An 18,699-nucleotide genomic window follows, 5' to 3' on the forward strand; every position below is an offset into this window, starting at 1 on the left:
CGCCAACTACTACCAAGATGGTTGACGTAATACTTGCTACTGCGCTTGATTTGGTCAATATTAAGCAATTCAAAAACTGGTTTACAAGCTGCTGCTACTGTACTTCATAAACCTGGAATACGCTGTATTGATGGCATCCTCAAAGCCAACGGCACTGCTAACCTATTTCTCCTCAACCCGAACGGCATTATTTTTGGCCCCAACGCCAGCTTAAATATTGGTGGCTCCTTTTTGGCGAGTACAGCGAGTGTACTCAAGCTGGCCGACGGGACAGAATTTAGCGCGATCGCGTCTCCAACGATGATAATCCCCTGTTGTCGGCGGGTGAGGGGAATCAACACGGGGCGTTTGTTGAGGGGATTATTGGCGCAACACGAAATAATGGGATTGGGATTGATGGGATTAATGATATAGCACCGTTATGGTTAGGAAGGGCGATCGGTTCGGGTAAGTGGGCGGATTCGCTGAGGGAATTTGTGGATGCGGTGAAGAAGTCGGGACAGCCGAATGGTTTAGTGAATTTGAGTTTGGATTTAACGCAACAAAATCCTGATGGGAGTGTAACGACACGCTACGAGTTTACCCCAGAGGAGCGATCAGCTTTGGAATATGCGCGGCAGAATCATGTTTTGATTGTGGCTGCGGCGGGGAATGATAGTGGCGTGATGTCGGTTTTGGGTCAAGCTTCTCAGGAATTTGACAATATTATTACAGTGGGTGCGGCTGACGGGAAAAATCGGGCGGCTTATTCGAGTTATGGCCGGGGTTTGGATATTTTGGCGGCGGGGGGGACTCCTGAGAAGCCAGAATGGTCAACAGTTGGGGATGGTGTGGGGACGATGGCGGGGACTTCGGTGGCGACGGCGAAGGTGACGGGGGCGGCTTCCTTGGTTTGGGCGGCGAATCCGGGGTTGAATTATCGTCAGGTGGTGGAGATTTTGAAGTCTACGGCGATGGATTTGAGTGCTCCTGGGTGGGATGAGGAGACGGGGGCGGGGTTGTTGGATATGGGGGCGGCGGTGGAGTTGGCGAAGGTGACGAAGCCGGAAGTTTATAATCCTGAAGATTTCTTGACTCTCACGACTGGGATTAGAGGAGGACAGGTAACGCCTCAAGAAAGGGCGGTACAGGTACATCAAGTCCAGAATCCTTGGGGACGGCGATACTATTACGGTTGGCTGAATAATTCTAATCGAATGGATCGTTTTGATTTCACGGTGACGAGTACAAAATTGCTACAGTTATCCTTGAAGGATGCCTTTAATAATGATTTCCTAGAAGCTCAAGTATCTTTGTATGATGATTATGGCAATCGTTACCCTGTAAATCAACCAGATTTCAATAGCAGTTACAGGAGTGTTACTTTATACCCTGGTAACTATCAATTGCAAGTTGATAAGGGTTATCGCTATGAAATTGATCCCTATAAACTGTCACTGAATTTTAACGAAAATAACAATATCTCTGTACTAGATGATAGCATTTGGCTACCTAGACCTGTGATATCTCAACCTCCTGTATTTACGCCTCCTCCTTCACAGCCATCTGTACCAATTGTTATTCAACCGCCGCCTGTGGATTGGCAGAAGATTGCGGAAGAACAAGCGAAAGCTGAGTTATTGAAACAACAGCAAGCAGAAGCAGCAGCAAAGGCCGCCGCAGAAGCCTCAGCAAAGGCGGCCGCCGAAGCAGCAGCAAAAGCAGCAGCAGAAGCCGAACAACGCCGCCGATCGGAGGCAGAAGAAAATGCTAGAAAAGCGATCGCATTGGCTTATGAGCAAAATAAATCTTGGTTGGGGAGTTCTTTCAATGATGTGCAAATTGATTGGAATACTTTATTAAGTAGTCGGGTAGCCGCGATTCAGTATTTTAATGGCGGTTATGTGGTTTGGAATGGTGTCCATGCAGTTGCTTATCAAACTGGTTCTGGCAATTCAAACTCTTCTACTAATGTGACACCTATTGAGGTACGACTGCACGATTTGGGGATGCAATACGGTCGCCACGAATACGGTCAGTATGTTGGTTTCGCCAATCGCCAGGATTACTATAAGTTTACAGTGGAAAAAATTGGTGATTACTATCCCCAGGATTTACTATTTGCACTCAGGTCAAATGGGGTTGATATTCCGTTAACGGATGCAAGTATTGAGATTTTAGATGACCAATTGAATCCCGTGCCTTTGTCTCAAGTTTGGCAAGCTAACGGTCAACCAGGATTATCTCACTTAACTGGTGCTACTTATTATGTGCGGGTAAAACCTGCTAAAAATAATCTCAATTATGGGCTAACGCTCAATCTTGATTCAGCACAAGAAAGTTTAGGAAGTGCCAGACCATTAGGAGCAATTAAAGGTCGCCAACAGTTCCGCGATTTCGTGGGAAATAAAGGCGATGGTTTAGGGGATTATTATAGCTTTTCTGTGGAGAATCCGAGTCTGTTGCAGTATAGTTTGTCGCAATTCGATCCAGGCGGTGATGCCAATGTTGAGATATTAGATAGTAATGGCAATGTGATCCCTCCCGATCAATTTTCAGGCAAAGTTGGAGGGAAAGAACTCCAACCCGGTCAGTATTATTTACGGGTGACTGCGGCTAATAATACTAATACGAACTACACTCTCACTATGCAAATGGCAGAGGAGTTAGGGACTTACACGGGTCGCCATGAGTATAATGACCGCGTTATTGCTGGCAAATATCGGGAAGCTTTCTACCGCTTGAAAGTTGACGCACCTGCTGAGGAATTGCACTTAGCGCTGAGGAATTTGAGTGGGGATGCCAATGTGGAATTGCTGCGGAATGATGGCAGTGGCATTGTCAATAGTACCTTAATTTCTCCGGTCGTTGGTTCTAATCAATCGGGTACGCAAGCAGAGTATAAGGCTTATGCTAATGTACCACCGGGTGACTATCTGGTGCGGGTGTATATGCCAGATTCATCGGTTCCTTGGACTAAGTACGATTTGGTGATGAATCTTGACCAAGCGGGTGAAGATTGGAGTCGGGCTCGTAACTTGGGAATGCTGACGGATATTGCTCAATCAAGCGATTACCAGTTCTCGGATTTTGTGGGGGCTGATAGGGGGGATGGTAGTGATGTTTATAAGTTCCAAGTGGGTGATTATGGGTTAGTTCATCTGGCGCTGAAACCGCAGGCGGGTGATGGGGAAGCGAATATGTTAGCGGGTAATATGAGGCTTCAGGATGAGTCTGGGAAGGATGTTGATTTACTGAATGTTAATCCAGATAAAGATGTAAATTACGCGGCGGCTTATTTGCAACCGGGTAAGTCTTATTATCTGACTGTCTCTTCTAATCGGGAGATGATGACTAATTACAATTTGGTGATTAATCCGGATCAAGGTGGGAATGATTGGGCAAGTGCGCGGGATTTGGGGGTTATTAAGGATGGACAGCCTAATAAGGCAGATAATGATGAAGACTACAAGTTGCAGGAATTTGTAGGGTATCTGAATGGCAATGTTGATGGCGCTGATTTTTATAAGTTTACACTTGATGAGCGTAATGTGATGACGTTTGGGCTGGGGGGATTAAGTGCGCCTACCCATATTCAGTTATTTAATGCTGCGAATCCTGGTAAGTCGATAGATTTTAGTCAACTTGTGTATGAAACACCGAATCTTGACAAGCGCCTGAAAGTTGAATTGAATAAAGGGACATATTATTTAAAACTCTCTCCAGATGAGTCATTTGGTAAGCAGGGAACGACTTACAGTTTGGGAATTAATGCTGAGAAGGTGATCTTACCAACCTTAACTGGAGATAGGAATTATCTTAACGAGTTAAAAACATGGAATGATAGTAAGTGGAATTGGGCTGCTGGGGATAATACTCGAATTACTGGCCCAGTTTGGAGTGGAGAAACTGATAGAAGAAACTACGCTGATCACAAGTATATTTTGCAGGTCTATAATGATTTATCTAAACAGCTTCTTGGGGCCGTTTATCCATCTTCTGCTGGCTATGTTCAGGATGACAGCTACTACATGGGTAATGATTCTTTGAATCATACAGGTATAGATATTGATACCCCTGATTATGCAGTTGATGTCAAAACACTTGTTGGTGGGACTATTAGCAGAATTCAAACATACCATGAAGGAACTAAAGAAATTGATCAGTTCTTAGAAGTAGCGGGTGATGATGGGAGATTCTATCGCTATGGTCACTTAGGTACTGTTAATGTAACATCGGGGAGAGTAGAATCTGGCCAGGTTATTGGTCAGATCGGGCCTGTTAGTAAATTTAAGTATTCAAATCACTTACATTTTCAGGTAAATGAGACTCAACAAAAACCTTCGGATTACAACCAGAAAGATCCAGCCTCTGTTTACGAGTGGACTATCAATCCTTTAAAAGCATTTTGGGAATTAAAGCGCAGTATAAAAACCGATGGAAACAACTATAACCCAGTTGAAATATTACCCGTTCAGCCTGATATTCCAGTAGAAGATCCGATTGATAATGTAGATGGAGATTTAATTCTTGATGATTCGGACTATGAAGAAAGCTTGCCAATTGGTCAGCTAATTGCCAACGAGGTTGTTGAGCTTGCCAAGGAAAGCTTAAAGGGACTGAATCAAGCAATTACTGATGGAATCAGAAGCCAATTTAACGATATTACCAATCCTCTGCAAAATAAAGTTGATGAGGCTGAGAGGGAAGTTGCAAAATTGAAATCTCAGCTAGAGAGTCTTGTTCCTGGGCCTATTGAAGGTTTGGTTGATGACGTATTTGCTCCTGTACAAGAAGCTTTAAGGATAGCGAATAAGTTGCTTCAGTCAGCAAAAGAGGAACTTAAAAAAGCAACTGATGTAGTTGAAGAAGTAATTGACTATGCGATTGACGCTGCTGCTGACCAGCTTAATGAATGGACTCCTTATGTTGCCAATATTGTCCAAGCACTGTTCTATGCTGGCGAGGAATGGGTTGAGAATTTAACAGATCCAGAATTCTGGACAAATCAAGAACTCTGGGAAAAGTTTGCTGAATTTTTTGTGGGATTGGTAATAACAGCTTTAATTTCCTTTGTGGCTGGTGTAATTGCTGGGGCTATTGGCACTTTAATTTCCTTTGCTGGTGCTGGTCTCACTATTCCCGCAGGAGTTGCCAGTGCTGCTGCTATTTTTGCAACAATTATGGGTGTAGTAATTGGGGCTTACATGAGTCGGGATGAGCTAATGGCAATTTATGAAAGTACCAAAACAACCTTAGAAAATTTGCATGAAGGAGCTAAATCATCTACTACAAATGAAGAGTTAGAGGCGGTTGGTGAAAGATTTTCTAGAGAATATACTGATGCTTTTGGTAAACTAATCACTTTGGTAGCTAACATCGGTGTAGGAGCATGGACTGGAGGATTAGGAAGTAAAGCGGGTTCTTCTATAGCAAAAAACATTAAGACCGGGAAATATAAGATAACAGTCCCTAGATTGATTAGCAAGGGTCAGTTAACTTATGAGCAGGGGGCTGCACCTAAACCCAAAGAGGTAAACTTAGCAAAAAAATACTACATAGAAAAACTTGGACTTAATGTCAAGTTTTTGAAAGAAGCCCCACAAGCTCAGGTTAAAAATATCCCAACGCCTGACACTCTAATTCAAGGAATGGGAAATGTAGAATTTTACCAACCAGCACCAAAAACAATATTGAATACTATACGGAGGACAGCCATAGGCAAAGGGAAACAAGCTCCAACAGTACATATAGATTTTCCAAATGGTTCTGATCTCTCCTTAAAAGAGATTGAAAGTATTCCCGAATTGGTATTCAAAAATAGTACCAAGGTAGAGCGCATAAAAATCACGGTAAATAGTGAAAAATTGATTATTGACAAATCAAGACCAAAAATCTAGCCTCCCTAACCCATGCCGTCAGGTAACATCCTAACTGCTGCCGATGTCCTCAATTTACTCGTCATTGGAATCGACAAAACCACCTTAGAAACCGAACTCACCGCCTCAGCTTGGATATTCACCCCAGCTAGAGGCGGATCGAAAAGTGGTGGGGGTAAAATCTGGACTAGCCCAAACAATCAATCTAGCGTCAGAATAATGACTAAACCTGATGGTTCATCCTATACCCGCGTTTACAATGGCCCCGGAGGTGGCGCACCCGGAGAACAACCTTTAAACCCATTAGGACAACCCGGAAATCGTGCAGAAACCCACTTTATTCTACTTCCCTAATCTCACCCCAAAACCCACTATGAACTTTGAAGAAATCTGGCAACAATACGACTTTACCGAAGCAGAATTACTCTCAATGGGATGGCAATTTCCCTATACTTACATCCTCAATCTCAACTACTACTGGGAACTCAATCTCACTAACACAACTTCTGAAATAGCCACCACCGATCAACCCCTAAAACTGATCCTACAATCCTGTATTCGGCTCGATATACAACTCAACTCAAATCCTAACGAATTAGAGCAAATCCCGGCTAATCTTGGCACAATTATCGGGTGGGGTAAAGTTACTCCTTCCCCTTGGTTAGAAAACCTCTCCCTTTCCCCTGATGAATGGCTACATCTATTTTTTGATATCGGTGGAAACAACAAAATTGAAGCGCTTTGTCAGTCGATAGTCATCGAACAATTAGCCAAACAATCCTTAGCACTGATTTCGTAATCAGTCAAGAAACTAAGGCCTTAAATATCATCCCTACTTAAAGAGTGAAAGGGGAAGGGCGATCACTCTTTTTGTTTTCGTCAATATTAAAATTATAGTTTTTGGCGGATATTTAAGAAATAATTTCAGACATTGACTGAAAAACTCGCAGCCTCAGCATCCTTAATTGCCTGCCTCAATCGCACCAAACGCCTTTGCCTACTATCATTTTCTAACTGCATCGTAATATCTTCTAATTCCAAAGTCGCTGCTTCCATCGCTAAACGACTGCGGCGCAAATTAGCCAATAATCTCTTGGCTGTTTCAGGATCAGGAATACGCGGTTGGCTAATCATGGCAAATTCCACTCCGTTTTCACTTCTTGAATACTCCGTTCCATTGCCGGAATTTCCATCTGGATGCGTTCAATAGATTGGTTTACTAAGTTTAGCATATCAGCCGGAATCGTGGGTTGAGACTCAGCTATGCGTAACTGAAAATTAGATAACCGAGAAAACCAGGGTACAGCACGTTCAGCCACACTTTTCAATTCATCCAGAAATGGCATCGTATCACTCGTTTCTCCAAACAGTTCAAACAGAGTCAATTCTGCTGCTGTTGCTGCATCAACAATCTCTAGCAACTGGCGTTTTAAATTCCAGATAATTTCCGCAAGTTCGTTCGGAAATTTTGCCATACTTGCAGATTCCTCATCACTCCTTAATTATTGTAAGTCTAATTGTAACTTAATGATTATTTTATTTACCGTTTAGAAAAGTAAATTTGACTACTTTTGGGGATGGGAAGGCGCGATCGCTTTTTTGGGGATGGGGGCGATCGCATAGAAACCAATGGAAAATTTCCCACTGAACTTCTATGCGATCGCCCCTTAAAACCCAACCACCCCCACTCGACTAAACCATTTCCAACTCCCTCGGTTTCGATTCAGGCGCAGGCGTGAGAGTAGTTCGGGGCTGAGACAAAGCTTTTTCCCGTTCTACAATCATCTCTTGGAAACGAGCCGCAGCTTGCTCTGTCAGGGGAATTTGAACCTCCCCGGTGTTAACGTTGGCTTTAAACACGGTGCGCTTGGACTCGTTTCTGACAAAGCAATCCCCATTCGGCTGCACGTAAGCCGTCCATTGGTTGTCGCCAAACTTGAAGTGCTGGGTACTATCGGAAGGAAAGTGCGATCGCATAGCCGCCGTCTGTGGGCACCGCTGTTGCTTGTAGGTTTCCGAAACGACGCTAAAGAGGGTGTCTTGCAGAGAAAGCCGCCAGTTGTCAGCTTTAGCGTTGGTGATATCGTGTTTTCCGTTAAATGCTGTTTCTGGTTTTGAAACCCGTTCTTGTGGAGTGTTATCATTTTGTGCGATCGCACTACGCCCAGTTTTCGCCAACTCAGAACTCTGAGATACTTCAGGTGAATCGAACGATGGCAATTGAATTTCAGGCAACCGAATCGATTCCCGGTTAACTTTCAGCATAACCGACCTACCGCCTTTGTCGGGGGAAAGCATTGCCTCAAAAGTAGTTCCAGGGGGAAACTTAGGACTTTCGGGGGAAAATGTACCCAAATTTTTCCCGTCCAACTGGATAATGGGAGTGCCTTGAAATCGGTAATATTTCTCGTGAGTGGGAGGTAAATCGATCGTTCCCACTTGCAAAGTTACTTTCCGATCCTTCCATTTTGACTTGGAGAAATCTTCTTCTGAGTAGTCGTTATCGGGATGTTTGACATTGACTACTTCTATTTGATTTACCCGATAATTTGACAAAGCATCGGAGATTTCATCCATGAATAATTTGTAGACAAGTGCGCCTCTCCCTGCTTTATCTTGAGACTCAATCCATTTACAATCGACGGGAGGCACGATGAGGAGTCTGGTTTCATTACCGGAGTAGTTTGTTACTTTCAAAGAGTCGGTGTCGATGCGATCGTTGGAATTATCTCCGTATTTGGCATCGAGTTTCGCTACCATGTTCTGAGGTAAGTTTTTGAAGGCGAATTCAACTAACGGCAATTCGGGATGAGCAGTAGCTTCGTAGGCAATGCCTTTGCTATCCAGTGCGTCTTTCCATTGGTTAGGTAGGTCAATGGTTCTGCCGTCTTTTGTTTTCACTTTCTGGAAAGGAACTTGCAGCACGTAGACATCTCGCGATAAGGCTTCGTGGAGCAATTCGTAGTCTTCTTGGAGGGAAAAGGTAATTTCCAAATCCTCTGCCACCTTCTGGCAAATTGTCCGGTGTTTGCTCAGATTATCGGAAGTGTGGGTAGCTTGGAATAAGGCATGAGCCGCTCTAGTTTTTCTGTCTGGAGTATCCCAAATTTCGTCAATTTCGGCTCGATAGCTGTCATAAAGTTTGCCCATTTCCTCTTTTCGAGCTTTGATGTCGCTGCCAGTGCGATCGTAGATAATACTCTTGTCCTCTTGAAAGCGCTGCACGAGGTCTTTTGCCCATTGTAATTCGTTTTCTTCCCAATGTAAATCATTTTCTTTGCTGGGGCGGTAGCCGATTTCTCGCTCTAGTAGGGCATTTTTGTACTCATAGGAAACGTGCAATTCTTTGCCTTCTTTTTCGTACTCAATGCCTGCTGCATCTAGTTCCTTGCGATTGTCTTTTGACACGATTAAATGAGCCGGAATCGGGGGTAGAATGTGCTGAAATTCATCTCGGTTACGGTGGATGAGTCGCGTTTGTTCCCAATAAGGGTTAACGGCTTCTTTGGCTAGGACGTAAACAGGATTGGGGAAGTCGGCGGGCATAGGAAATTGTTTGTAGAGTTGGTCGTCTCCTTTGTACTGGAAAAAGTAAGTGCAGCTTTTGTGTTTTTCGCACCATTCATCTACTTTTTCCAGTAAAGTGTCAGGATTTAGACCTGTGTTCTCTTTCACTTCTTTGGCATCTTTACCCCGCAGCGAGTTTTTCTGGTAGTCAACTTCGTACTGTTCCATGATGCTAAGAGCGGCAATAAATCGCTTCTGCTGCTTGAGAAATAGCTTTTCATCTTCGCCGGGGTTGGGGAGTGCTGCTGCTACTTTACCAATGGCTAAAGCGACGATTCCGACTTCATTTTGAGAACTGGCAACTCCGATTTGTTCTAGGGTGGTAAACTTGCGTTGACCTGCTTTAACTTTACCTTCTTTGACTTCAGAATCGTTTTCTCGATACTTAGCTTTAGTATAGGGAACTTTCTCCGCTTGTACCACTTCTCCGAAGTCAAATAATCCGTCTTGTGCTGGTAAGATTTGTTGGGCAATATGAGGGATTTTTTGAGATTCAATGCCAAAGGGTTCGTCACCGTCAAAATCACCTTGATGGAACTTTTCTAAGTCTTTGGGATTGAACCAAATTACACCTTTAATTTTTGCCATCACAGTGCGGATTTCATCGGGCATATTTTCCAGGTTTGGGGCGTGTATATTCTGGTATATTCTCAGACCATCTTTGTTGAGAATGGGGAATCGACCTTGAACGCATTGTCCTTCTTTTAAATGGTGAGCGCAAACCGTACCTCTGGCTAAATCTTCGCAGGGTAAAGCCATTGCAGAGGTCATTGATAAAGCACCTCTGGTTGCCAGATTTCGCCATTTGGATGCTAACCACCTTTCTGCCATATTGGTAAATTCGGGACTGCCTATCATCAGTCCGAATTTATCGGCTTTGAGCATTTGGATGTCCTGTCTTTCCCGCTTTTTATCCTCGGTACTTTGTTCACTATCACCGTTGATTTCGTCATCAACTGTAGTTGATAATTTGTCCTGGTGTTCTTTGAGTTTTCTTTCGTTTAAACGCGCTAAATATGCTTCGCGTTTATCGTAATCTTCTATCATGGCTTGGCGCAATTTCATCGGGTCGCGTTGCAGCGCTGCCAATTTTTGAGCTTCGGCTTTAGCTGCTGGTACTAGGTCTTGTTTTTGGGCTGCTTCGTCGAACCAAACTCCGGTGGATTGCCAGCTTGTTTGGGTGATGCCGATTTGACTGTTTTTACGATTGCCAAGGATGGCTTTGGGTAGTTCGTAATCGCCACAAGGAATGAGTTCTTTGAGTTGTTTTTTATTGATGCCTTTGATGCTTGAACAGTCTAAAATGAGTTGTGGTTTGTTACCTTCTGAGTCGGTTAATGAGTCTAGTAAATTGTCATCGGGACGGAGGGTTCCTTTAGCTAGAAAGCTGACTTGGGGTGTGGATTCTGTATTTTCTGAATTCCAACTGCGAAGCCAAGCGAAACGAAATTGGCTGGCTCGATTTTTCTCACCGCCGATGCTTTTGAGTAATTCGGAACTGATTGCACCGTGACAGTCTCCGGTGCGATATTTAGCATATTGTGGGTCGGTGAAATCAACAATTTTTACTCGTAGATGGTCGCATTCTGTTACGCCGGACATACAAGTGCTGACGAGAAGGGAACCGTAGCGACAGGCGGTATCTTTTTCTGTTACGAATAAGTCTCCGATCTTTTTGGCTAGGGTTTCGTTACCAAAGTAATAGCTGTTGCCAGATTGAAAGATCATGCGTCGCTTGATGCCATCTTCTGGGTCGTGGATGCTGGCGCGTAATTGGTGAGGGTCGGGATTGGATTTGTCAAGTTTGATTATCATTAATGAGTTCAGTTCTTCTGGTTGAAACATGGCTTGCAGAATTGAGTGGCGCAGGATTTCTGGGTTGTTGAAGAATTTGCCTACATTGCGTCCTTTGGCATCGTTGTAAGCGGCATCGAAAACGGGTATTTTGAGTCCTTCTTCGGTAGCAATTGTGGCGACCATGAGTTGATTTCTCCCTAGAATTGAGGTGTTAGAATAGGAATTGTTGAAACAGTTGGTAAGGCTGGTAAGAAAAGTCTATCTAAGCCTTAACAGGTTGAAACTTGGTCAAGTGTTGACCGTTGGAAGTGTTTTTGAGGGGATTGAAATGGAACTAATGGTTGATGTGGGTGTTAGTCCGGTTTTGTTTGAAGATGAGGATACTGAGTTGGTGGAGTTGGCGATCGCTCCTGAAGATGAGGATAAATACCCATTCGTCCGTCCCAGTAGCGCTCCTGCTGATTTGATGGACAGACCGGGGAGGGTTATTGGAGAATGGGAAAATATGGACTTTGATGAGCGAATTCAGGCTGACCCTACATATATCGATAGGGTTTAGGTGTAAGGGACGCAGAGCAGAGGGGTTGGGTGTTTGGTTCGATGGGGCGGCGGTAGCCGCCTTTTAAACGTTTAATATCTTTTAGTTTTGACCTATCCTGAATGGAAAACCCTTTATAATACAAAATATAATACAAGTAACATACAGTAAAGAATGAGCCCCTATCACCTTAACAATCAACAGCAAGAGCAAATATACCACTGGCTAAACTCCCTTGTAGGGCCTGGTTCTGCTGCCTTCTACCGCGATGCCTGTCGCCTCATGGAAATGGAGTCGCCGTTAGAGTCCACAACACATTATGTAGCTCACTCATTGCGAGAAATTGAGAGTGCGTTGCGCGATGTGTTAGAGCCATTAGCAAAACCTGTGGTAAGCAACCCCAATTTGTCTAAGTGTCCAAGCTGCGGGGATAAATTTTCACAATCTAATCAGGCTCCTTCTCATAAAGATGAAATTAGTGCTATTTTGCAAGCACTGGGCATTCCTGAAACAGAGACAGTAGCTAAAACTTGGCTGAAGTTAGCAGGTAGACAAAATGAATATGGTTTGCATGGTCGTGCACATCGTAACGATCTTGCCCCGCCACGTCCACTTGATGAAAGATTCAAACAATTTTGGAGCGAAATTCAGACAGTATTGTATATTATCCTTGACAAATTTGAAACTCGCTATTCGAGAGTCTATATTCTTCTAAATGAGCTTTTATCCAAGCCTGAACCTACAAAAGATGATTTAAAAAACCTTCGCCTTAATGTTCCTAATAGCTTTGTAGCTATGAGCTACTTTTTTGAACGGTTGTCTTTCCCAGGATGGATCGACAAACTTCGGGACAAAGGTTTTTTCAAAAGTCCACCTGATCCAGAAGTTGATACAGATACAGGAAGGATTCTTTTTAGGCAATGGCCTCAGTCCCGCTACTTAGCACGGATGGCTTCTCAAGAACCAGCGATAGTTCTAGAAATTGCTCTAGAGATTTTAGAAACAAGAACAAAAAATGTTTTCGTACACAATGATTTGGCTGAAGCAGCTCTTGCAATGCCACCTGCTCTAGCAGCTCGTTGGGTAGAGCAAGAAATAGAATGGCTCAAAAAGCAAGACTATCTTTATTTTTACTTAGATAAAAAATTAGGTAAGCTGGTTACATATCTTACTGAAAAAAACCAAGTTAATGTAGCGCTTGCCTTAATCCGAGAACTACTGGCTATTTTACCATCTTCTGAAAGTAGCATATTACTGCCGGAACCAAACGCACGCCTCAATGACTATGAGTATAGCCAGATTCTTGAAAATCATGTACCCAAGTTACTAGAAGTAGCCGAAGAATGTACATTCGAGATGCTTTGTTGTCTGCTCGATGATGCAGTTCGCTTGTCACCATCTCAAGATTATTCCCATAATTGGCGAGCTGCTATTGAGGATAATCCACATGAAATCAGGGAGCGTTTGATAAGTGCGGTACGAGACGCGGCAGAGCAACATCTTGGGAAGAACCCCGCTGCGGTATGCACCCTAGTACCCATATTGGAGAGTTATGAATGGACAATTTTCCAACGGCTTGCATTATACCTTCTCTACCGCTTTCCAAATGAGGCGCAAAATTTAATTGCAGAACGACTTACGAACCGTGATCGCTTTCAAAATCAAGGCGAACTTTACGAGTATAAACTTTTGCTGAGGGACCAATTTTTACATCTTATTCCAGAAGCACAACAGGTAATTCTTGACTTGATTGCAGGAGGGCCTATTGACAGACCAATCAGTGAAGATCAAAGAACTGCGTATAAAAAACATTGGCAGCTAAACTGGTTAGCAATTTTAAGTGATAATCTTCCTACAGAGTGGCAGCAGCAGTACGAACAGTTAGTAAAAGAAATAGGTTGTCCTCAGCCTTTAGAACCTACAAAGGGTATACAGGTGTGGCAAGGACCTAACAGTCCAAAATCTACTACAGAACTAGCTTCCATGAGTATGGAAGAGCTATTTGCTTTTTTGAGGGAATGGCAGCCTTCTGGAAATCTGTTTGAGCCGTCGCGCAATGACCTGGGATGCGTTCTTTCGATAGTTATTGTTCAAAAGTCGGAAGGCTTTTTAGCCCATATTGAACAGTTTAAGCAGCTGGATTGGGAATACATGGTCTGGCTACTCAGAGGATTGCAAAGTAGTTTGTCAAGTCGTTCAGAAGTACAACAAAAATTCTTCTGGTCTCAAGTTTTTGAGTTTAGCTTTTGGATGCTCTCACGACTGCAAGACATTCGTGAGAGCAGCACTGAGCCAGGGAGTGGTTTTAATCAGTGGAGTCGGATTTGTGAAGCTGTAATAGATTTACTTCGGTCTGGTCTTACACCAATAGGCAATAAAGAAATCCCTGTAGAATTCCGCAACCAAGTTTGGAACATATTAGAACCACTTACTAATGACTCAAAGCTTACACCTGGCTTTGAAACATACTATCATGGCTCAAATGCCAGCCCTACTAACGATTCTGTCCATACTGTTAGGGGCAAAGCAATGCACGCAGTTATCGAATATGCTTTATGGGTAAAGCGTTATACTCAAGCAAATGAGAACCAAGAGAAACAGATAAAATTCAGCTTAGACAAGGTTCCTGAAGTAAGGGAAGTTATTGAGCGCCATCTTAATCCAGCACACGATCCATCGCTTGTCATCCGCTCTGTTTATGGTCGATGTTTTTCAACATTATTACTTGCTCTTGATTCTGGCTGGACAACAAAAAATCAACAGAAGATTTTTCCAACAGACGATGGCTTGCAAGAGCTACGCAAAGCTGCGTGGGAAGGATACATTACTTCTAATGACGCTTGCGTCACATTATTTACTATGCTCCGTAAGGAGTACAGTCACGCTATTGAGCAAATTGGTGATGCTATTCAGGAATGGCAAAATTCATCAAGAGCCGATGAAGCTCTAGCTTCACATCTACTAAATCTCTACTGGCATGGAGATTTAGAGCTTAGTGAGCCAGATAAACTGTTAGAAAGATTCTTAGCAAAAGCTTCAGCCCAACTTTCGGGAGAGTTCATGAGGGAGATTGGAGAGCGGCTGCGTTATGGAAATTTTGAGATTGGAGTAGATTTGCTTCAACGATTGCAAAGACTGTGGGAATGCCGCGTTAGCCAAGTCAAGAGTGCCAAAGAAAATAATGCACAAGCATCAGATTTGAAATTTTTTAGCTGGTGGTTCAATTCAGGAAAGTTTGATAGCAACTGGGCGCTTGCTCAACTAAAAGACGTTATCAGACTGGTTAAAGATATAGATTACGATAACCACTTGCTAAATCATTTGGTTGCCCTTGCTCCCTTAATGCCGCTCTCTGTAGTTGAGTGTTTGAGTTTAATGGTTGATGAACTCCGAAGCGGTGACGGGTCTCTTTCCTATTATCAGGAGGACAGCCGTACTATTCTATTGACCGCTCTTCAAAGCGGAGATAAGACCAGTCATACGTTAGCAGAGGATTTGATCAACCGTTTATTAGCTCGTGGAATAGCAGACTTTAGAGATTTGTTGACAAACATGGACAACTAAAATTCATTTTATCAACAGGCGATAGCGCTTTCAAATGCCCAAGTTAATGGCTCAATTCACATGAACTTCAAGGTTGTGTATACAGCCTGCTGGCTGATATAGAGCGATCGCGCCGTCCCACTCTCCAAATCAAAATAAGTAGCAAACCGTTTAAGATTCCCCCCAGCCATCCGATACAGAAAATCCGCCGCCTCAGCCGCCACCCGAACATTCACGCTCTCGCTCTGCAAGTTCAGCACTGCCATCTCAGCACAAGATAGGTTATTTGTCAACTCTTCTGGTTTCGGTTTCAAAAGGTCAGGAGCCTGAAGCATCGGAGATGGCAGCTTTGCACATCCCAGCCCCCCAAAATTATAGAACTCCGGGTCAGTTTCCAAAGAACTGCCCAGCAAAATTTGTCCGGCTGCTGCATGATTTCCGCAATCCAGATACCACACGCGGGGAATTTCAGAACGGCTGTAAAATTGGTTTAACTCCAGAACCTGGTTAATTACCGCTCTCCCGGAAGCCGTATCCACGCACCCTACCAGGATAGTCAGCTTGTCGTAGGCGTAGCGAATCAACTTCGGGTTAAATTCCTGCACGAAAGCCGTCGCGTCCACTCCCCAAGCTATAGAGTATCGCAACGCTAGAGCCTGCGCCTTGGGCAGTCCGATTTCCTTGTCGCAGAAAGCTTGCCTGCTGATGTTGGCCTCTTCAACTATATCGGGATCTGCGATCGCAAACTGCACCTTCTTCCCCAACTTGCCTAAACTCCGTGCCAGTCGTGCAATATGGTAAGACAGCCAAGAACCAGTTCCTCCCGTCCCAATTAGCCAAAAGTCAATCGAATCAGCCTGTCTGACAATCAAAGGCGAAGCTGACAAATAATCATACTTAAACATGGGGTAAATCTCCAAATGTTGTTTACAATTCGATAGAGTCATCTAACAAAGATGGTGCAACAGAACTAGAGTAGAATTTATCAATCAAATAGTTTTTTTCTCCGCAAACTGTGACATCTACAATGAAACTAGGCAATTCAAATATCCAGTCAGCCGGAACGTGCCAGAATTGCCGATAAACTCCAACTCTGCAAATAATTTCAGCGCTCGATTCTGTTACTTTCCCTAAAACTGCGAAAATGCGGAAACCCCCTTCATCTGCATCATCAGCACCAGAGAAGAAAGCCGCCATTCGATTATGTGAATGTACCTCTACAGTGGCGTTAATGTACGAAGAATCTAAACCGTATTCAATCGCTTTGCATTTACCAGAACTTTGCGTTTGATCTGGAATTACAAGTTGCCATTGTCCTTGTTCATAATGAATATGAAAAGTGATTTCTAACGGTGGTTCTGCAAGCGCGGCGATACAACTTTCCTTCCACATTTGGATGAGTATCTGCTGAGGGATTCGTCCGGGCGTTAATCGGACTAAAGGTTCAATTCGTTCTAATCCTCTGATTGACGCGGTAAAAACTTCTACCGGGATTATCACTTCTAATCCCGGTCTAACTGCTCTAGCAAAGATACCATTGCTGCCAATTATGTACTCGAACATACTGCTAGAGTGAGGCGGCAGATTGTCTCCGAGTTTGACAATCTTATAATCAACCAATTCTAGGTTGTATGGATTCAGGCTTGGTTGTTCAATCATCAGTTATTGCTGCAACTAATTTGGCAATTGTTTGCTTGGTAGCAATTAAATCTTTAACAGGGTAAGATGAACGTTTAACCGCTTTTTCGAGTTGTCCGCATATATCACTGGGTTGTGCCCTAGATTTGCCATCACTCAAATGTCCGTTGAAAGGACTAGAGATGAATATTTCCCAAGCTTTTGTAATCGTATTGGGCGCAGCTACAGGCGGTTTATTATCTCCCCAGCAGATGCGTCCGCAAGATTGATAGGAATGCAAATAAACATTGGGTAGCGGAACGTGAAAAGCTTCTGCTTCCGGGTCAAACTTCGAGCCTTTAATTGCCCAAACCCAGTAATCAGATTTCAACCCCAAAAACACCATTGCTGGTAAAGGAATTAAGTGCTTTGATTCCAATAGATTTATTTCGTGTTTCTGAGGTGGTACAAATTTGATTGTCCATTCCCCAGCGCTGCCAGTTCCCCAACGTACTATCCCCGATTCAGGGTTTATCCAACCCGAATCAATCGGTGTATTGGCAAAAGCTGCCCGCAGAGTTGCTGGAGATAGACATTTATACTTAGAACCGTCCCCGGATTGATAGTGAAAAATGTAAGTACCGCCCTCAATAAAGAGAAGTTCAGCTTGAATAGCGGACAACTTTCGGGGAGCAAACTCTAGTATCTCCCGAATTATTTCAGATGCAATGTCAGATTCCATAATGCTAAGATGTGCGAAAAATTGGTGTTAGGGTCAGATTCAATCCAGTCAATCAATTCGCAGGCTTTATCTAATAGCTGAGTGGCTTTTTTCCATTCACTAGCTAGGAATTTAATGTCTTCAATTGTCCAGGGTCTTGATTCAAAATTGCGATTCCAGTAACTTTCACAGCAAACACTTTGGTCTAGCCAAATATTTCCTGTTTCCAAGTCAAGGAGTGCTAATGCTGTAGGCAAATCGCTGATAGGAGGTGCAACGCGACGGGCTAATCTTTTAAGAAGTTTGAAGTTAGTTTTTTCGGGATGGGCAATGTCTTTCAAGCTGTATCCAAACGTGCATTCATACCACGATTCCCCTTCATCACCTGCTACCGATTCCAACCACCATCTACCTGACTGGGAAAGCGGCAGTAATATCTGCCATCCGCTTCGCAATGCGTCAATTCCTTCTTCATGGTCTTGCCAATCTATTCCTTTAGGCGAGACAGGAATTTGATAGAGGCGCTCTTCATAAGCACCCTCTATAATTATGTCGTCAATGGGAAACAGATGTTCGTTAACTAGGGAAATAAACTCCAATTCCTTGGGACTATGATTTTCATCTTCAGAATAGAGTTCGGCTTGGCTTTTTTCCCATTCTAAAGGAAACAATTCTTCGTAAAGACTGAGTAGCTGATAGGTATTTAGATGAGCCAACAAATAATCTGTTGCTAATTTAAAGTCGATGATTGGTTGGCACTGCTGTAATATTTGCAGAGCGGATTTAGCATTCCAAATTGCACCCATATTAAAACCCTATTGGAATTGCACCAGCTACAGAGCAACTATTTAACAATCGTTCCTTAGTTCGCTCAACTGCTTTTACATCGTCTGTCCCTTTAGAAATAGCTAACTCAATAGTTTTTGCCATTTCTTTCATAGTCGCGCTATCGAGTTCTCCCGAAAGCTCTAACCGTTGTAATTTCCGACACATAGATAGTGCAGGATTAACTTCTTCTGGTGCAGTGATGAGAAATTCTAAAGGAGTCATTTTCATGG

13 protein-coding genes and 1 pseudogene are annotated in these 18,699 nt (G+C 43.4%); 6 read left to right on the forward strand and 8 right to left on the reverse strand.

The annotated features are described in order from the left end of the window. Window positions 1-126 precede the first annotated feature (126 nt). From PY364_RS22785 to PY364_RS22800, 4 genes and pseudogenes are all read left to right on the forward strand, one after another. Window positions 127-288 (forward strand): annotated as a pseudogene (locus tag PY364_RS22785) (filamentous hemagglutinin N-terminal domain-containing protein); the annotation flags it as partial. Between the two features lie 26 nt (window positions 289-314). Further along, window positions 315-5,879: a S8 family serine peptidase gene (locus PY364_RS22790; protein WP_275526566.1), complete on the forward strand. Its 5,565-nt coding sequence runs from the start codon at window positions 315-317 to the stop codon at window positions 5,877-5,879. Window positions 5,880-5,891: 12 nt separating this feature from the next. Next, window positions 5,892-6,212, forward strand: a complete 321-nt coding sequence (locus tag PY364_RS22795; RefSeq protein WP_275526568.1) for a hypothetical protein — start codon at window positions 5,892-5,894, stop codon at window positions 6,210-6,212. 19 nt (window positions 6,213-6,231) lie between these two features. Continuing rightward, complete coding sequence (locus PY364_RS22800; protein ID WP_275526570.1) at window positions 6,232-6,657, forward strand: hypothetical protein; 426 nt, start codon at window positions 6,232-6,234, stop codon at window positions 6,655-6,657. Window positions 6,658-6,782: 125 nt separating this feature from the next. Here the strand turns inward: PY364_RS22800 and PY364_RS22805 are convergent, their stop codons facing one another. The 3 genes from PY364_RS22805 to PY364_RS22815 form a co-directional block, all read right to left on the reverse strand. Then, window positions 6,783-6,992: a hypothetical protein gene (locus PY364_RS22805; protein ID WP_275526572.1), complete on the reverse strand. Its 210-nt coding sequence runs from the start codon at window positions 6,990-6,992 to the stop codon at window positions 6,783-6,785. Next, window positions 6,989-7,333 (reverse strand): hypothetical protein, encoded by a 345-nt coding sequence (locus PY364_RS22810; protein WP_275526574.1) that lies wholly within the window; start codon window positions 7,331-7,333, stop codon window positions 6,989-6,991. The genes PY364_RS22805 and PY364_RS22810 overlap by 4 nt, the downstream gene beginning before the upstream one ends. A gap of 217 nt (window positions 7,334-7,550) precedes the next feature. After that, on the reverse strand, window positions 7,551-11,405 hold the full coding sequence (locus PY364_RS22815) for a hypothetical protein (protein ID WP_275526575.1): 3,855 nt from the start codon (window positions 11,403-11,405) through the stop codon (window positions 7,551-7,553). Between the two features lie 145 nt (window positions 11,406-11,550). Here PY364_RS22815 and PY364_RS22820 point away from each other — a divergent pair, with 145 nt between their 5' ends. Together PY364_RS22820 and PY364_RS22825 are read left to right on the forward strand one after the other, a co-directional pair. Then, on the forward strand, window positions 11,551-11,781 hold the full coding sequence (locus PY364_RS22820) for a hypothetical protein (RefSeq protein ID WP_275526576.1): 231 nt from the start codon (window positions 11,551-11,553) through the stop codon (window positions 11,779-11,781). 312 nt (window positions 11,782-12,093) lie between these two features. Further along, window positions 12,094-15,324, forward strand: a complete 3,231-nt coding sequence (locus PY364_RS22825; RefSeq protein WP_275526578.1) for a hypothetical protein — start codon at window positions 12,094-12,096, stop codon at window positions 15,322-15,324. Window positions 15,325-15,380: 56 nt separating this feature from the next. Here PY364_RS22825 and PY364_RS22830 read toward each other — a convergent pair whose 3' ends face one another. From PY364_RS22830 to PY364_RS22850, 5 genes are read right to left on the reverse strand one after another with little or no spacing between them, the layout of a single operon-like run. Beyond that, window positions 15,381-16,208 carry a ThiF family adenylyltransferase gene (locus PY364_RS22830; protein ID WP_275526580.1) on the reverse strand — a complete coding sequence of 276 codons (828 nt, stop codon included), beginning with the start codon at window positions 16,206-16,208 and terminating at the stop codon, window positions 15,381-15,383. 22 nt (window positions 16,209-16,230) lie between these two features. Next, complete coding sequence (locus tag PY364_RS22835; protein WP_275526582.1) at window positions 16,231-16,962, reverse strand: hypothetical protein; 732 nt, start codon at window positions 16,960-16,962, stop codon at window positions 16,231-16,233. Continuing rightward, window positions 16,955-17,662, reverse strand: coding sequence for a hypothetical protein (locus tag PY364_RS22840; protein ID WP_275526584.1), 708 nt, complete (start codon window positions 17,660-17,662; stop codon window positions 16,955-16,957). The genes PY364_RS22835 and PY364_RS22840 overlap by 8 nt, the downstream gene beginning before the upstream one ends. After that, the gene (locus tag PY364_RS22845; RefSeq protein WP_275526586.1) at window positions 17,635-18,447 is read right to left on the reverse strand and encodes a hypothetical protein; all 813 of its coding nucleotides are present in this window, start codon (window positions 18,445-18,447) and stop codon (window positions 17,635-17,637) included. The genes PY364_RS22840 and PY364_RS22845 overlap by 28 nt, the downstream gene beginning before the upstream one ends. 1 nt (window position 18,448) lies before the next feature. Continuing rightward, a complete protein-coding gene (locus PY364_RS22850) occupies window positions 18,449-18,697 on the reverse strand; it encodes a hypothetical protein (RefSeq protein ID WP_275526588.1) in 249 nt (82 codons plus the stop codon). Window positions 18,698-18,699: the final 2 nt, after the last annotated feature.

This window comes from Kamptonema sp. UHCC 0994 (genome assembly GCF_029167235.1).
Taxonomy (GTDB): Bacteria; Cyanobacteriota; Cyanobacteriia; order Cyanobacteriales; family Microcoleaceae; genus Kamptonema.

Coding starts and splice junctions, on each gene's coding strand:
- PY364_RS22795 (WP_275526568.1), top strand. CDS start 5,892: ATGCCGTCAGGTAACATCCTAACTGCTGCCGATGTCCTCAATTTACTC.
- PY364_RS22800 (WP_275526570.1), top strand. CDS start 6,232: ATGAACTTTGAAGAAATCTGGCAACAATACGACTTTACCGAAGCAGAA.
- PY364_RS22805 (WP_275526572.1), bottom strand. CDS start 6,992: ATGATTAGCCAACCGCGTATTCCTGATCCTGAAACAGCCAAGAGATTA.
- PY364_RS22810 (WP_275526574.1), bottom strand. CDS start 7,333: ATGGCAAAATTTCCGAACGAACTTGCGGAAATTATCTGGAATTTAAAA.
- PY364_RS22815 (WP_275526575.1), bottom strand. CDS start 11,405: ATGGTCGCCACAATTGCTACCGAAGAAGGACTCAAAATACCCGTTTTC.
- PY364_RS22820 (WP_275526576.1), top strand. CDS start 11,551: ATGGAACTAATGGTTGATGTGGGTGTTAGTCCGGTTTTGTTTGAAGAT.
- PY364_RS22830 (WP_275526580.1), bottom strand. CDS start 16,208: ATGTTTAAGTATGATTATTTGTCAGCTTCGCCTTTGATTGTCAGACAG.
- PY364_RS22835 (WP_275526582.1), bottom strand. CDS start 16,962: ATGATTGAACAACCAAGCCTGAATCCATACAACCTAGAATTGGTTGAT.
- PY364_RS22840 (WP_275526584.1), bottom strand. CDS start 17,662: ATGGAATCTGACATTGCATCTGAAATAATTCGGGAGATACTAGAGTTT.
- PY364_RS22845 (WP_275526586.1), bottom strand. CDS start 18,447: ATGGGTGCAATTTGGAATGCTAAATCCGCTCTGCAAATATTACAGCAG.
- PY364_RS22850 (WP_275526588.1), bottom strand. CDS start 18,697: ATGAAAATGACTCCTTTAGAATTTCTCATCACTGCACCAGAAGAAGTT.